This is a genomic window from Amycolatopsis sp. QT-25 (assembly GCF_029369745.1).
Taxonomy (GTDB): domain Bacteria; phylum Actinomycetota; class Actinomycetes; order Mycobacteriales; family Pseudonocardiaceae; genus Amycolatopsis.
Genome location: NZ_CP120210.1, coordinates 1,722,617 through 1,737,426 on the forward strand (window position 1 = coordinate 1,722,617; position 14,810 = coordinate 1,737,426).

The following is a 14,810-nucleotide window of genomic DNA, read 5'->3' on the forward strand; positions in this document are numbered from 1 at the left end:
GACGGCGAGTCGAGGGGGTGCTCCCGGTGTCCGGGACGATCCCGATGGGCGGCACTCTCCGCGGAAGCCTCCGCTCGCCTACGATCGGTTCGTGAACGAGCTGACCTTCCGCGGGCGCCGCGTCGTCCGGGACCGTGCCCTGGTCATGGCGATCGTCAACCGGACCCCCGATTCCTTTTACGACAAGGGTGCGACCTTCTCGGATCCGGACGCGCTCGCCGCCGTCGCCAACGCGGTGGCCGACGGCGCCGACATCGTCGACATCGGCGGGGTCAAGGCCGGACCCGGTGCCGAGGTCGACGTCGAGGAGGAGATCCGACGGGTGGTCCCGTTCGTCGAGCGGATCCGGGAACTGCATCCCGACCTGGTGATCAGCGTCGACACCTGGCGGCACGAGGTGGGCAGGCGTTCGGCGGAGGCCGGCGCGGATCTGATCAACGACACCTGGGCGGGAGCCGATCCGAAACTGGCCGAGGTCGCCGCGGAGTTCGGCACCGGCTACGTCTGCTCCCACACCGGGAACGCCGTCCCGCGCACCCGCCCCTTCCGGGTGAACTACCCGGACGTCGTCGCCGACGTCGTCGCGGAGACGACGGCGCGCGCCGAGGCGGTCGTGGCACTCGGTGTCCCGCGTGAAGGCGTGCTGATCGACCCGACCCACGACTTCGGCAAGAACACGTGGCACAGCCTGGCGTTGCTGCGGCACGCGCGGGAACTGGCGGGCACCGGCTGGCCGGTGCTGATGGCATTGTCCAACAAGGACTTCGTCGGGGAGACGCTCGGCGTGGAACTCGCGGAGCGGATCGACGGGACCCTCGCCGCGACCGCCTGGGCGGCGTCCGAGGGGGCACGGGTGTTCCGGGTGCACGAGGTCGGGCGTACGCGGCAGGTGCTGGAGATGGTGGCGTCTATCCAAGGCGTTCGGCCGCCCGCGCGCGCCATCCGCGGGCTGGCCTGATTCCGGCGAAGTCGACTTTCGCGTGTCCAGGCACGGAACTCGCGTGCTTGGAGGCGAAACACGCGTGCTTGGAGGCGGAACTCGCGGGATCAGCCGTCCAGCGGGATGACGGCCGAAACCGTGGTGCCCGAGCCGGGTTCGCCCGCGACGGTCAGTTCGCCGCCGAGCGCCCGGACCCGGTCGCGGAGGCTGTGCAGTCCGGAGCCGCCGTCGATGTCGGCCGTGCCGGTGCCGTCGTCGTGGACGGCCACTCGCAGGCCTTCTTCCTCGACGCGGATGTCCACGCGGACCTCGCGTGCCCGCGCGTGCTTCAAGGCGTTGGTGACCGCTTCCGAGACGACGAAGTACGCCGTCGCCTCCACGGCGCCGCTGAGCCGCGGCACGTCCGCCCCCGTGAGGTCGACGGCGAGCGGCACCCGGTCCAGCAGTGACCGGACCGCGGGCATCAGCCCGGCCTCGGTGAGGATCGCGGGGCGGAGCCCGCGCGCGAGCTCACGCAGTTCGGTGATGGTGGCCTGGAGTTCGTCGATCGTGCCGGTCAGCAGGGCCATGACCGGCGGGGTGAGGTCGCTCCCGAGCCGCCGTCCCGCCATCCTCAACAGCAGCACGACACTGACCAGCCGTTGTTGCGCTCCGTCGTGCAGGTCCCGTTCGAGACGTCGCCGCTCGTCGTCGGCGGCGGCCACGATGCGGGCACGGGAGGCCTGGACCTCGACGAAGCGCTCCTCCAGTTCCGCGGCGAGCCGCTGGTTGTCCAGCACCAGCCCGGCGGCCGCGTCGAGCGCGTCGATCGACCGGCTGTCCTTCCACACCTCGTCGTCCTGCACGAGCGCGGCCAGGCCGGAACCGTCGCGTTCCAGCAGGAGCCGGACCATCTCCGCGTTGCCGACCCGCGCCCGCAGCACCCCGATCAGGAAGGTCAGCGGCCACAGGCAGAACGAGATCCGGTAGACGTCCAGCAGCGGTTCGGAGAACGGATGCGCGGAGCCGAGCGCGCTGCCGACCGTGGTGCTCACCGCGCCGACCACCGCGATCGCGACGACGGGGGAGAGCAGCCGCCGCTGCGGAAGCCGTCCGGCGAGCCAGCGGTAGAGCAGCACCACCAGCACCCCGGCGCCGATCAGCGCCCCGACCAGTTCCAGCAGCCGTTTGACCAGCTGTTCGGCCCCCGGTGACGCGGCGACCGCGGCGAGGTTCTGCGGATCGTCGTTGACCGGCAGGCCGAGCACCGCCGCTCCGAAGACCACGGCGTACGCGGAAAGGACGAGCACGCGTTCCCAGCGGGACCGGAGTCTGCCGTGCGGGAAGACGATCACGAGATGGGCGATCACCGGACTGGACGCGGCGGTCAACGCCAAGCCGACGGTGTGGGTGAGCGACTCGTCGGCGAATTGCAGGTCCTCGGCGAACAACGCGAGCCCGGCCAGCGCGATGAGCGGGCCGATGGGGTTCGAGGCGCGGCGCACGTGCGCGACGGCTCCGGCGAGGAGGAAAAGGAATCCGGTCGTGGAAGAAAGGGTGGTGTCGAGCACGGTGTGCGTGCCGTCGGCGATCTTGAGCGTCGTCGCCACGACACCCAGGCCGAGACCGGCGGTCAGCACGGCCGCCATCGCGACGGTTCGGGGGCGCTTCACCACTAAGCGTGATTCGCCCGTTCGGCCCGAACCGTTATACCGGTCTTGAAATGTGGAACAGGAGTTCCGCCTGGTGTCAAGGAATTCCAGCATCTTTCCCGTCATTCGGATGGCGATGCAGGCACGGGGGTGGACATGCGACTCTCGCGCCACCACCCGAGCCGAGTCGTATTCCCGAAAGGCGACCTTCCGTGCGCACCCACCACAGAGCCCGCTCACTGGCCGCGGCCTTCGCCGCCTTGACCTTGGCCGGTGGGATCGCGGGGTGTTCACGCGCGGACAGCGGCGCCGCTCCGGCGGAGCAGAAGAGTCAGGGCGCCGCCGCCGAGGTGCGCGTCGGGTACTTCCCGAACGTGACGCACGCGCCCGCCCTGATCGGGGTCAAGAACGGCTTCTTCGCCAAGGAACTCGGCTCGACGAAGCTCACCACCCAGACGTTCAACGCCGGCCCCGAAGAGGTCAACGCGCTGCTGGGCAACTCGCTCGACGTCGCGTTCATCGGCTCCGGCCCGGCCATCAACGCCTTCACCAAGTCCAAGGGCGCCATCCAGCTGGTCTCCGGCGCGGTCACCGGCGGCGCGCAGCTGGTGGTGAAGCCGGAGATCACCGCACCGGAGCAGCTCAGCGGCAAGAACATCGCGACGCCGTCGCTGGCGAACACCCAGGACGTCGCGCTCAAGAAGTTCGTCGCCGAGAAGAAACTGTCCGACGTCAAGGTCACCAACCTCGACAACCCGAAGACGTTCGACGCCTTCAAGAAGGGTGAGCTCGACGGCGGCTGGCTGCCGGAGCCGTGGTCCTCGCGGCTCGTGCTGGACGCGGGTGCGAAGGTCCTGTTGGACGAGAAGACCCTGTGGCCGGAAGGCAAGTTCCCGACCACGGTCGTGATCGTCCGCAGCGAATTCCTGCAGCAGCATCCGGAAACCGTCACCGCCATCCTCAAGGGTGAACTCGCCGCCATCGACTGGGCGAAGGGCAACCCGGCCGAGGCGAAGAAGGTGGTCAACGGAGAACTCAAGGCGCTTGCCGGCAGCACACTGAACGAGGCCGTCCTCGACCGCGCGTTCTCCGGCATCGAACTCGGCATCGATCCGGTGCCGTCGACCTTCACCCAGCTCGCGCAGGACTCGGTGACCGCGGGCGTGGTGAAGTCCGCGGTGGACCTCAAGGGGTTCGCCGATTTCGGCCCGCTCAACGCCGTGCTCTCCGAGCAGGGCAAGCCCGGCGTGAACGCGCCAGGGCTGACGAAGTGACCGGAGGGGATCAGCGATGACGACCACCTTGGAGCCCGGCCTGTCCACCGGTGTCGCCGTGCGGCTCGACGGGGTCCGGAAGGCGTTCGGGCCGACCGGGCGCGCCGTCGTGGCCCTCGACGGGATGGACCTGACGGTCGCCCCCGGCGAGTTCGTCTGCCTTCTCGGCGCCTCCGGCTGCGGCAAGAGCACGCTGCTGAACCTGGTCGCCGGCCTAGACCGGCCGACGTCGGGCTCGATCACCCTCGAGACCTCCCGGCCCGCCGTCATGTTCCAGGAGGCCGCGCTGATGCCGTGGCTGACCGCGGCCCGCAACGTGGAACTGCCGCTGCGCCTCGCCGGTTTCGGCCGGTCCGAGCGCCGCGACAAGGCGGCCGAACTGCTCGACCTCGTCCGCCTCGGCGGCGCGGGCGACAAGCGGCCGCACGAGTTGTCCGGCGGGATGCGGCAGCGTGTCGCGCTCGCCAGGGCGCTGGCCGCGACCCTGCGCGTCGGTGGTGACCCGGAGCAGTCGCTGTTGTTGATGGACGAGCCGTTCGCCGCGCTCGACGCCATCACCCGCGACGTCCTGCAGGGTGAACTGCTGCGCGTCTACCGCAGCACCGGCACGTCGGTGCTGTTCGTGACCCATGACGTCCGCGAGGCCGTCCGGCTCGGCCAGCGGGTCGTGCTGCTCTCGTCGCGGCCGGGCCGGGTCGTCCGGGAATGGCGCGAAATCCAGGCCGCCGACGCCGAAGAGCTGACCTTGGAGATCACCGGTCACCTCCGGGAGGTGATCAGTACCCATGCCGCGGCTTGACCGCCCCGACGTGGAGCCATCAGTGGCGGACGAGGCCGACGAGGCCGTCGGTGCGGGGCTCGACTCGCTCGACACTCCCATCGGGGAACGCCGGGAAAGCCGGCGAAAGCGGTTCCTGCGCGGCTTCGTGCCGCCGTTGGTCTTCCTGGCGTTGCTGATCGCGCTGTGGCAGGCGCTGTGGGCGGCCGCGTTCTGGTCGGAATCGATGCTGCCCGCGCCGCTCGCGGTCTGGGACGAACTCGTCGGCATCACCGTCGACGGTGAGATCTTCGAATTCGTCTGGACGTCGGTGCACCGCGCCGCGCTGGGCTTCCTGATCGGCGTGGTCATCGGGACCCCGCTCGGCCTGCTGGTGGCGAAGGTCCGTCTCGTCCGCGCCGCCGTCGGGCCGTTCCTGACCGGGCTGCAAAGCCTTCCGTCGGTGGCCTGGGTGCCCGCGGCGATCCTGTGGTTCGGGCTGAACGACGCCTCGATCTACTTCGTCGTCCTGCTGGGTTCGGTGCCCTCGATCGCCAACGGCCTCGTCGCCGGCATCGACCAGATCCCGCCGATCCTGCCGCGCGTCGGTCAGGTCATGGGGGCGAACCGGCTCTCGTCGGCCCGGTACATCCTGCTGCCCGCCGCGTTGCCCGGTTTCCTGGCCGGGCTCAAACAGGGCTGGGCGTTCTCGTGGCGTTCGCTGATGGCCGCCGAGTTGATCGCGCTGTCCCCGGCGCTGGGCAAGGGGCTCGGCGCGTACCTCAACGAAGGCTCGTCCTTCAACAGCATGGAAGGCGTGATCTCGGCGATCTTCCTGATCCTGCTGGTCGGCGTCGGCATCGAATTGATCGTGTTCCGGCCGCTGGAACGTTCGGTCCTGCGTGCTCGTGGTCTCACCGCGTCCCTTTAGGACTTTGGGCACGCTGGCCTTGCCCTACGAGAACCCGCCGGTCGGCGCGGCCATCTCGTTCGACACCGTGCTGAGCATCCCGTGCGCGATCGATCAGCTCATGCCGAAGCTCGCGGCCGTCCCCGGCTCCTGAGCGTTCACCTTCCGGAGGTGGCAACCCTACGAGACCGTAAGTTACGGTGTCGTAGGTAGGCGTTTTCCTTACCCCGGAAGGACGAAAGGCATGACGGTCCCCGAAGGCACCCGGCTGATGCTCGAGCTGGAGGGAACGGTCGAGGAGAACCTCAACCGGCATCTCTCGGTCGCCAAGGAATGGATGCCGCACGAGTACGTGCCGTGGAGCGAGGGCAAGAACTTCGCCGAACTGGGCGGCGAGCCGTGGGATCCCGAGCAGTCGCGGGTGTCGCCCATCGCGCGGACCTCGCTGGAGGTCAACCTCCTCACCGAGGACAACCTGCCGAGCTACCACCGCGAGATCGAGCGGGCGTTCGGCCGCGACGGCGCGTGGGGCACGTGGGTGCATCGCTGGACGGCGGAGGAGGGGCGCCACGGCATCTGCATCCGCGACTACCTGCTGGTGACGCGCGCGGTGGACCCGGTCGAACTGGAGCGGGCGCGGATGCAGACCATGCAGGCCGGGTACGACAGCGGCGACAAGGCGTTGCTGAACGTCTTCGCGTACGTGTCGTTCCAGGAGCTGGCCACGCGGCTTTCGCATCGCAACACCGGTAAGTACACGCAAGACCCGCTGTGCGAGAAGCTGCTCGCGCGGGTCGCGATGGACGAGAACCTGCACATGGTCTTCTACCGGAACCTGGTGCAGGCGTCGCTGGAGCTTTCCCCCGACGCGATGATGCGCGCCATCACCGACGAGGTCGTCCGGTTCCAGATGCCGGGCGCGGTGATCCCGAGCTTCGCGCGGAAGGCCGCGCTGATCGCGAAGGCGGGCATCTACGACCTGCGGATCCACCACGACGAGGTGATCTGGCCGTTGCTGCGGCAGTGGAGGATCTTCGAGCTCGAAGGGCTCGGCGAGGTCGGGGAAAAGGCACGGGACGAACTCGACCAGTTCCTGAAGGCCCTCGACACCCAGGCTTCGCGCTTCGAAGAACGTCGCGCGGCCGCCGAAGCCCGCGCCGCCGCCCGCCAGGCCTGACTCGCCCTCCTCCACGCGAGTCACGCCCCCGCCCACGCGTGTCCCGCCCCTAATCACGTGAGTTACGTGCTCAATCACGTGAGTTACGCCCCCAACCACGCGAGTCACGCCTCTAGCCACGCGAGTTACACCCCCGGTCACGCGTGTCCGCTCTCAAACCCGTGAGAGCCGACGGCAATCACGGGTGATCCGGCGGCCAACTCATGTGATCAAACGGACGACACGCGTGATCAAACGGACGACACGCGTGATCAAACGGACGACTCACGTGTCGTCCATCGGATCACGTGGAGTTGCCCGGGACTGTTCCAAGATCGGTGTTTTCGGCCCGACACGCCGGGCTGAGGTCCGGCGGGATGGGCACTGTGAGTGATGACATCGGAGCTTGTGAGTCCACGTAAGCGTGAGTCCAAGCCGGCGCGGGAGCTGTCGCCGGAGCAGGCCGCCGCCGCGGTGATGGTGGCTGAGGCGAAGGCTCGCGGGCTGGCGCTGACCGGCCCGGACGGGTTGCTGAAGCTGTTCACCAAGAACGTGCTGGAAACGGCACTGAACGAGGAAATGACCGAGCATCTGGGGCATGAGAAGAACCAGGCCGACCCGGATCGTGAGTCGACGAACGTGCGCAACGGCTCCCGGCCGAAAACGGTGGTCTCGGATGCGGCGGGCGAGGTCGGGATCAACGTTCCGCGGGACCGGGAGAGCACGTTCGAACCGCAGATCGTGAAGAAGCGGCAGCGTCGGCTGACCGAGGTGGACGAGATTGTGCTGTCGCTATATGCGAAGGGAATGACGACGGGGGATATCTCGGCGCATTTCGCCGAAATCTACGGGTCCTCGGTCAGCAAGGAAACGATCTCGCGGATCACCGACAAGGTCGTCGCCGAAATGAACGACTGGGCCAGCCGCCCGCTCGACCCGGTGTACGTCGCTGTGTTCATCGACGCGATCCACGTCAAGGTCCGCGACGGGCAGGTCGCCAACCGGCCCGTCTACGCCGCCATCGGCGTCACCGTGGACGGCCACAAGGACGTCCTGGGCCTGTGGATGGGCATCGGCGGCGAGGGCGCGAAGTTCTGGATGAGCGTGCTGATCGACCTGAAGAACCGCGGCATCCGGGATGTGTTCTTCCTCGTCTGCGACGGACTCAAAGGCCTGCCCGACGTCGTGACGAACGTCTGGCCGCAGACCATTGTGCAAACCTGTATCGTCCACCTGATCCGCAACACCTTCCGGCTCGTGTCCCGCCGGGACTGGGACGCGGTGAAACGCGACATCAAACCCATCTACACCGCACCCAGCCCGCACGCTGCGGCGGCCGCTCTGGACGAATTCGAAGAGAAATGGGGCGCGAAGCATGCAGCGGTGATTCGTTTATGGCGCAACGCTTGGGATGAGTTCACGCCGTTCCTCGACTACGACGTCGAGATCCGGACGATGATCTGCTCCACGAACGCGATCGAGTCGCTGAACGCCCGTTATCGGCGGGCGATCCGTGCACGTGGACATTTCCCGACCGAGCAGGCCGCGATGAAGTGCCTGTACCTTGTGACCCGCAGCCTGGACCCGACCGGGACAGGCCGCGCTCGATGGACGATGCGTTGGAAGCCAGTGATCAACGCTTTCGCCATCACATTCGGTGACCGCTGGCCGGGAGCCGAGACCTACTGATCGACAACGCCGGAAACACCGATCACGGGACAGGCCCAGTTGCCCCCGGATGGCGGACACGGGGTTTCACGTTGTTGGTTGGTGACTGTAGCTGGTTCGGGTTTCGTGGGGTGTGCGGTGACCGATTGTCGAATGTAGACGGTCGTGGTTGTAGTAGTGGAGGTAGCGGTATATGTCGTGTCGTGCCTGGTCGCGGGTGCGCCAGATGGTGGTGCCGATCTCGGTTTTAAGGGTGGCGAAGAACGACTCGGCGACGGCGTTGTCGTAGCAGGACCCGACCCGTCCGATCGAGGGCCGGATCCGGTGTGCGGTGAGCGCGGCGCGGAATTGGCCGGAGGTGTACTGGACACCGCGGTCGGAGTGGAAGACCGCCTCGGGGTGGATCAGGCCGCGTGCGGTGGCCAGGGCGATGGCGTCGCAGACCAGGTCGGCGCGCAGGTGCCCGGCCATCGCGTGCCCGGCGATCTCACGGTTGTGCAGGTCGATCACCGTGGCCAGGTAGAGCCAGCCCTGGAACGTGGGCAGATAGGTGATGTCCCCGACGAACCGCTGACCAGGGCGCTCGGCGGTGAAATCACGACAGATCTCATCCGCCACCGGTGTCACCGGGACGGTGGCGGGTCTGGTCAGGCTCCGGCGTTTGCGGCGGGTGATCCCGGCCAGGCCCTGCTCACGCATCAACCGCTGCACCCGCTTGTGGTTCACCACGCGCCCGCGGCGGCGCAGCTCCGCGGTGATCCGGGGCCGCCCATAGGCACCCCGGTGCTGCGCGTGGATCGAGGTGATCACCGCTACCAGCTCCCGCTCCTGTTCCGCCGCGGCCTCCCGGGCCGCCCCAGCGGCGGCCCACTCGTGGAAACCCTGCCGGCGCAGGCCCAGGACGTGGCACAACCGCTTCACACCGAACTCGGCGCGATGCTCGGAGATGAACCGGTAGCGGTAGATCATCGATCCATCTCTTTGGCAAAATAGGCGGCCGCTTTCCGCAGGATCTCCTTCTCTTTCTGCAGCTCAGCGACCTGCTTCCGCAACCGCTGCACCTCATCGACCACCGCCGGATCCTCCACCGGCCCGGCTTCCACGGCATGCTTGGCGGTGTTCACCCACGACCGCAACGTCTCGTGATTGACCCCCAGCTCACGGGCGATCTGACGCAACGGCCGACCACTCGTGCTGACCAGCTCGATCGCGTCACGACGGAACTGCTCCGGATACTTCGACCTGCGAGACACCAGGACATCCTCCCTCCAGACCAACGTCTGGAACCAAGGTGTCCGCATCACAGGGGCAACTCCACTCGCGTGCTTGAGGGCGTAACTCGCGTGACGGGAGGCGTAACTCGCGTGGCGGAAGGCGTAACTCGCGTGGCGGGAGGCGGGGAGCGTCAGCGCGAGCGGCGCGAGCCGGCGCGGGTCCCGGAGGAGAACGCGGCGGCACCGCCGCGACGGGCCGGAGCACCGCCGGACTGGGTCCGCGAGGACTGCGACTTGGCGGCACCGGAGCCGCGGCGCGGCTGGGAGTCGGCGGAGCGACGACCCTGGCCACCGCCCTTAGGCGCGCCTTCGCGACGTCCGGTGGACTCGTCCGCGCGACGGCCTTGGCCGGCGGGAGTACCTCGGCGGTCGCCCTCGGCGCGAGGCTGACGCGAACGTCCGTCGGAAGCGCGGCCGGAAGCGTCACGACCGCCGCGAGAAGAGCCACGGCCGCCACCGGAAGCACCGCGACCACCGGCGGAGGGGCCTCGGCCGCGACCGCCGCGAGAAGAGCCACGGCCGCCTGCCGGACGGTCTTCGTCCTCGCCCTTGCCCGGGATCGCCTCGCCGCTGGCGCTGACCCGTTTCGGCCGCGTGTCCACGATCGGCCGCCGCGGCGACGCGGTGAACGAACGCTCGCCGGGCGCCAGCTTCGACAGCAGCGGGTGGCCGGGGCCGAGCTGCGTCGTGGTCGGCTTGATCCCGGCCTTGCGGGTGAGGTCGCGGACGTCACCGACCTGCGCGTCGGTCATCAGCGTGACGACGGTGCCGGACGCCCCGGCCCGCGCGGTCCGGCCGGACCGGTGCAGGTACGCCTTGTGCTCGACGGGCGGGTCGGCGTGGATGACCAGCGTGACGTCGTCGACGTGGATACCGCGGGCGGCGATGTCCGTCGCGACCAGCGTCTTCGCCGCGCCGGAGGCGAACGCCTCCAGGTTGCGTGTCCGTGCGGTCTGCCCGAGGTTGCCGTGCAGTTCGACCGCCGGCACGCCGGAGGCCATGAGCTTGCGCGTCAACTGCTTGGCGCGGTGCTTCGTGCGGGTGAACACCAGCGTGCGGCCGGGTGCGGCGGTGAGGTCGATCAGCACCGGCAGCCGGTGCGTCTCCTCCAGGTGCAGCACGTGGTGCTGCATGGTCGAGACCGGCGACTGGGCCGAGTCGACGCTGTGGGTGACCGGGTCGTGCATGAAGCGTTTGACCAGCACGTCGACGCCCGCGTCGAGGGTGGCGGAGAACAGCAGCCGCTGCCCGCGCTCCGGGGTCTCGGCCATGATGCGCCGGACGTCGGGCAGGAAGCCGAGGTCGGCCATGTGGTCGGCCTCGTCCAGGACGGTGACCTCGATGTTGTCGAGCTTCGCCTCACCCGAGCGCATGTGGTCGGCGAGCCGGCCGGGGCAGGCGACGACGATGTCGACGCCGTCACGCAGCCGGGTGATCTGCGGATTGGGGCTGACGCCGCCGAAGATGGTGGTGACCTTGAGGCCGAGCGGTTTGGCCAGCGGCAGGAACGACGCCTCGATCTGGGTGGCCAGTTCGCGGGTCGGCGCCAGGACCAGGGCGCGCGGACGGCCGGGGCGGCGCCGGGTCGGGCCGGCGGCGAGCCGGGCGAGGACGGGCAGCACGAAGCCGTAGGTCTTGCCGGAGCCGGTGCGGCCGCGGCCGAGGACGTCGCGACCGGCCAGCGAATGCGGCAGCGTGGCGGCCTGGATGGGGAACGGGCTGGTGACACCCTGTTCGGCGAGCGAGTCCACGAGGGTCTTGGGCAGGCCGAGTTCGGTGAAGGTAGGTGTGCTCATAAGCGTGTGGGCACAGGTGCGCCCTGGTATCTCCGTAAGGATAGGAAGGGTTGTCCTGCCCGGCGCAGACCTCGGGGGCCGCGGCGCGTGGTCTTCGACAACGAAACGCGGCCCGAGGCAGAACTGAGCGGACCGCGTGGTCCAGTGTACCGGGTCGTGATCTCCGGGGCTACGTGATGTCGCCCGCACCGGTCCGCCGGGGTTCGTCGGTTCGGACGAGCCGGACGCGGCGTCACGGTGAAACGCTGTCCTGACCGGACGAAAGGGGACACGGGTGTCGAACGTTCAGGAGCTGCGAGGCGTGCTCGACGAGGAGGCGCGCGGGGCGGGTGTCCCGGGAGCCGTGGTGGGGGTGGCGCATCGCGGCGAGGAGTCGGTCTTCGCCACCGGGGTGTCCAATGTGGACACCAGACTTCCGGTCGATCCCGGCACGCTGTTCATGATCGGCTCCACCAGCAAGACCTTCACCGCGGCCGCCGTGCTCGCCCTGGTCGAAGACGGTGCGCTGGAGCTGGACCGGCCGGTCTTCGAGTACCTTCCCGATCTTCGGCTGGCGGACGCGGCGGCACGGAAGACGGTGACGTTGCGCCATCTGCTGACCCACTCCGCCGGGTTCCTCGGTGACGTGGACTTCAGCACCGGATGGGGTGACGACGCGCTCGCCCTCGCGATCGCGAAATTCGGCGACCTGCCGCAGAACTTCCACCCGGCGAAGTGTTCTCCTACTCCAACGCGGGGTTCCAGCTGGCGGGCCGGGTCGTCGAGGTGGTGGCGGGGGAACTCTTCGAGGACGTGGTCCGCGCCCGGCTGCTCGAACCGCTGGGCATGACCGAGTCGTACTACCTGCCGTGGGAGGTGCTCACGCGCCGCCACACCGTCGGCCACGTGCTGCGCGACGGCGAACCGGCGGTCGAGCACACCGTGGGCCTCACCCGTGCCGACAGCGCGAGCGGCGGACTGTGGTCGACGGCGGGCGACCAGTTGAAATGGGCCCGGTTCTTCCTGACCGGCGAGGCCGAGGGCGAGCCGCCGATCAGCGAAGCCACCCGCGACCTCATGCTCGCGCCGCAGCGCGAGGCCGCGCTGCGGTTCGAAGAGGTCGGGCTGAGCTGGCTGCACACCACCCACGGCGCTGCCCGGCTGGTCCGGCACGGCGGCAACGTGGGCAATCTCCAGTTGTCGGAGTTCGTGACCGTTCCGGAGGAGGACTTCGCCGTCACCGTGCTGACCAACAGCGCGGGCGGGTCCGCGCTGGGTGCGAAGATCGTCGACTGGTGCCTGGAGAAACTGGTCGGGTTGCCTCCGCTCGCGAGCCCGCCGCCGGTGCCCCGGCCGGACATCGCCGAGTACCTCGGCCGCTACCAGACCGGCGACCTGGCGTTCGTGGTCAGCGGCCGGGACGGCGCGCTGTGGGCCCGGCTGGTCGCCGACATCGAGGACTTCCCGTCGCCGCCGCCGTTCGAGGCCGTCTTCGTGGCCGCCGACGCGATCGCCCCGGCGAGCGACACCCGCAAGCCCACCGCGCGGTTCCTGCGGAACGACCGCGGGGAGGTGACTTCGGTCGAGTTCGGTGGCCGGACGGCGAAGCGGCGCGCTACGGTTACCGAGTAGTAACTTCGGCTGACCAGGAGTGACCATGAGCGAAAAGGCGACCGCGTTGTTGCTGAACCCGGGTGGGTACGACCCACGGCAGTTCGACCCGGAGACGCGTCGCCTGCTGCGTGCCACCATCGAATGGTTCGAACAGCGCGGCAAACGCAAGCTCGTCGAGGACTACCACGACCGGACCTTCTACGCGGACTTCATCGAGTTCGCGGGCAAGGAAGGGCTCTTCTCGACGTTCCTCACTCCCGGCGCCAACGCCGAGGGCAACCCCGACAAGCGCTGGGACACCGCGCGGGTCGCGGCCCTGTCGGAAATCCTCGGCTTCTACGGCCTGAACTACTGGTACCCCTGGCAGGTCACGATCCTGGGCCTCAGCCCGGTGTGGCAGAGCGCGAACGAGGCCGCTCGCAGCCGCGCGGCGGACTCGCTCGCGGCGGGAGGCGTCGCCGCGTTCGGACTGTCCGAAAAGGAGCATGGCGCCGACATCTATTCGTCGGATCTCGTGCTGACCCCGGACGGTGCGGGCGGCTACCGCGCGAACGGGTCGAAGTACTACATCGGCAACGGCAACTGCGCGCGGACCGTGTCGGTGTTCGGCCGCATCGACGGTGTCGAGGGCCCGGATCAGTACGTGTTCTTCTACGCGGATTCGGAGCACTCGAACTACCACGTGGTGAAGAACGTCGTGCCGTCACAGATGTACGTCGCCGAGTTCAGGCTCGACGACTACCCGGTGTCCGAAGAGGACATTCTGCACGTCGGCGCCGAAGCGTTCTCCGCGGCACTGAACACGGTCAACATCGGCAAGTTCAACCTGTGCTTCGGCGGCATCGGGATGTCGACGCACTCGCTGTACGAGGCGATCACGCACGCGCACAACCGGGTGCTCTACGGCAAGAAGGTCACCGATTTCCCGCACGTGCGCCGGGAATTCGTCGAGGCGTACGCGCGGCTCGTCGCGATGAAGCTGTTCTCCGACCGTGCCGTGGACTACTTCCGCAGCGCGCACGCGGACGACCGCCGGTACCTGCTGTTCAACCCGATCACCAAGATGAAGGTGACCACCGAGGCGCGGAAGGTCATCGGTCTGGTCGCGGACGTGGTGGCGGCCAAGGGTTTCGAGGCCGACACCTACCTGGCGATGGCCAAGAACGACATCGACGGCCTGCCGAAGCTGGAAGGCACGGTGGCGGTGAACCTCGCGCTGATCGCGAAGTTCGTGCCCGCGTACCTGTTCGCGCCGCAGGCCTACGAGCCGGTGCCGACTCGGTCCGACGCGGCCGACGACGAGTTCCTGTTCCGCCAAGGCCCCGCACGCGGCCTGTCCGAGGTGCGGTTCCACGACTGGCGCGAGGCCTACGCCAAGGCGTCCGCGATCCCGAACGTCGCCCGGTTCACCGAGCAGGCCGAGGCGCTCGTGAAGCTGTTCACCGAAGCCGCGCCGGACGAGGCGCAGCGGCAGGACATCGACTTCGGCCTCGCGCTGACCGAGCTGTTCACGCTGGTCGTCTACGGGCAGCTGGTGCTGGAGCAGGCGGAGATCACCGGCATCGAGACCGAGGTCGTCGACCAGATCTTCGCCATCCTGGTGCAGGACTTCAGCGTCACCGCGATCGATCTGCACGGGAAGTCCTCCTCGACCGAGGCACAGCAGGCACTCGCGCTGGCTTCGATCCGGAAGCCGGTCGTCGACGCGGCGCGGTTCGACCACGTGTGGTCGCTCGTCCGTGATCTCTCGGGCGCCTACGCGATGAACCCGTAGGCCAAGTACGTGAAGGCCCCCATCCTTGCGCCTAGGT

Annotated in this window: 12 protein-coding genes and 1 pseudogene; 9 read left to right on the forward strand and 4 right to left on the reverse strand. The window is 68.7% G+C overall.

What is annotated here, in order from left to right; genetic code table 11:
* Positions 1–91 precede the first annotated feature (91 nt).
* Positions 92–958 carry a dihydropteroate synthase gene (gene folP / locus P3102_RS07985; RefSeq protein WP_276367792.1) on the forward strand — a complete coding sequence of 289 codons (867 nt, stop codon included), beginning with the start codon at positions 92–94 and terminating at the stop codon, positions 956–958.
* Positions 959–1,047: 89 nt separating this feature from the next.
* Here the strand turns inward: folP and P3102_RS07990 are convergent, their stop codons facing one another.
* Positions 1,048–2,568 carry a sensor histidine kinase gene (locus P3102_RS07990; RefSeq protein WP_276371042.1) on the reverse strand — a complete coding sequence of 507 codons (1,521 nt, stop codon included), beginning with the start codon at positions 2,566–2,568 and terminating at the stop codon, positions 1,048–1,050.
* Positions 2,569–2,783: 215 nt separating this feature from the next.
* On the opposite strand from P3102_RS07990, the gene P3102_RS07995 reads away from it, so the two are divergent.
* The 6 genes from P3102_RS07995 to P3102_RS08020 all read left to right on the forward strand — a co-directional run bounded on the left by P3102_RS07995 (position 2,784) and on the right by P3102_RS08020 (position 8,357).
* Positions 2,784–3,845, forward strand: coding sequence for an ABC transporter substrate-binding protein (locus P3102_RS07995; RefSeq protein ID WP_276367794.1), 1,062 nt, complete (start codon positions 2,784–2,786; stop codon positions 3,843–3,845).
* Between the two features lie 16 nt (positions 3,846–3,861).
* The gene (locus P3102_RS08000) at positions 3,862–4,644 is read left to right on the forward strand and encodes an ABC transporter ATP-binding protein (protein WP_276367795.1); all 783 of its coding nucleotides are present in this window, start codon (positions 3,862–3,864) and stop codon (positions 4,642–4,644) included.
* Complete coding sequence (locus P3102_RS08005; RefSeq protein ID WP_276367796.1) at positions 4,631–5,533, forward strand: ABC transporter permease; 903 nt, start codon at positions 4,631–4,633, stop codon at positions 5,531–5,533. Before P3102_RS08000 ends, P3102_RS08005 begins: the two co-directional genes overlap by 14 nt.
* 4 nt (positions 5,534–5,537) lie before the next feature.
* Positions 5,538–5,666, forward strand: coding sequence for a hypothetical protein (locus tag P3102_RS08010; protein WP_276367798.1), 129 nt, complete (start codon positions 5,538–5,540; stop codon positions 5,664–5,666).
* A 90-nt stretch (positions 5,667–5,756) separates the two neighbouring features.
* Positions 5,757–6,689: an acyl-ACP desaturase gene (locus P3102_RS08015; RefSeq protein WP_276367799.1), complete on the forward strand. Its 933-nt coding sequence runs from the start codon at positions 5,757–5,759 to the stop codon at positions 6,687–6,689.
* A 372-nt stretch (positions 6,690–7,061) separates the two neighbouring features.
* The gene (locus P3102_RS08020; protein ID WP_346660170.1) at positions 7,062–8,357 is read left to right on the forward strand and encodes an IS256 family transposase; all 1,296 of its coding nucleotides are present in this window, start codon (positions 7,062–7,064) and stop codon (positions 8,355–8,357) included.
* 66 nt (positions 8,358–8,423) lie between these two features.
* On the opposite strand, the gene P3102_RS08025 is transcribed toward P3102_RS08020, so the two are convergent.
* From P3102_RS08025 to P3102_RS08035, 3 genes are all read right to left on the reverse strand, one after another.
* Positions 8,424–9,305, reverse strand: a complete 882-nt coding sequence (locus tag P3102_RS08025) for an IS3 family transposase (protein ID WP_276367800.1) — start codon at positions 9,303–9,305, stop codon at positions 8,424–8,426.
* A complete protein-coding gene (locus P3102_RS08030; RefSeq protein ID WP_276367801.1) occupies positions 9,302–9,637 on the reverse strand; it encodes a transposase in 336 nt (111 codons plus the stop codon). The genes P3102_RS08025 and P3102_RS08030 overlap by 4 nt, the downstream gene beginning before the upstream one ends.
* Positions 9,638–9,741: 104 nt before the next feature.
* Positions 9,742–11,406, reverse strand: coding sequence for a DEAD/DEAH box helicase (locus P3102_RS08035; RefSeq protein ID WP_276367803.1), 1,665 nt, complete (start codon positions 11,404–11,406; stop codon positions 9,742–9,744).
* A 352-nt stretch (positions 11,407–11,758) separates the two neighbouring features.
* On the opposite strand from P3102_RS08035, the pseudogene P3102_RS08040 reads away from it, so the two are divergent.
* Positions 11,759–13,017, forward strand: a pseudogene (locus tag P3102_RS08040) (serine hydrolase domain-containing protein).
* 25 nt (positions 13,018–13,042) lie between these two features.
* Positions 13,043–14,773: an acyl-CoA dehydrogenase gene (locus tag P3102_RS08045; protein WP_276367804.1), complete on the forward strand. Its 1,731-nt coding sequence runs from the start codon at positions 13,043–13,045 to the stop codon at positions 14,771–14,773.
* Positions 14,774–14,810: the final 37 nt, after the last annotated feature.

Bases quoted from the DNA above. Each gene is read 5' to 3' on its own strand.
- P3102_RS08005 (WP_276367796.1), top strand. From the start codon at position 4,631: ATGCCGCGGCTTGACCGCCCCGACGTGGAGCCATCAGTGGCGGACGAG.
- P3102_RS07990 (WP_276371042.1), bottom strand. From the start codon at position 2,568: ATGGCGGCCGTGCTGACCGCCGGTCTCGGCCTGGGTGTCGTGGCGACG.
- P3102_RS08025 (WP_276367800.1), bottom strand. From the start codon at position 9,305: ATGATCTACCGCTACCGGTTCATCTCCGAGCATCGCGCCGAGTTCGGT.
- P3102_RS08020 (WP_346660170.1), top strand. From the start codon at position 7,062: ATGACATCGGAGCTTGTGAGTCCACGTAAGCGTGAGTCCAAGCCGGCG.
- P3102_RS08045 (WP_276367804.1), top strand. From the start codon at position 13,043: ATGAGCGAAAAGGCGACCGCGTTGTTGCTGAACCCGGGTGGGTACGAC.
- P3102_RS08015 (WP_276367799.1), top strand. From the start codon at position 5,757: ATGACGGTCCCCGAAGGCACCCGGCTGATGCTCGAGCTGGAGGGAACG.
- P3102_RS08030 (WP_276367801.1), bottom strand. From the start codon at position 9,637: ATGCGGACACCTTGGTTCCAGACGTTGGTCTGGAGGGAGGATGTCCTG.
- P3102_RS08000 (WP_276367795.1), top strand. From the start codon at position 3,862: ATGACGACCACCTTGGAGCCCGGCCTGTCCACCGGTGTCGCCGTGCGG.
- P3102_RS08035 (WP_276367803.1), bottom strand. From the start codon at position 11,406: ATGAGCACACCTACCTTCACCGAACTCGGCCTGCCCAAGACCCTCGTG.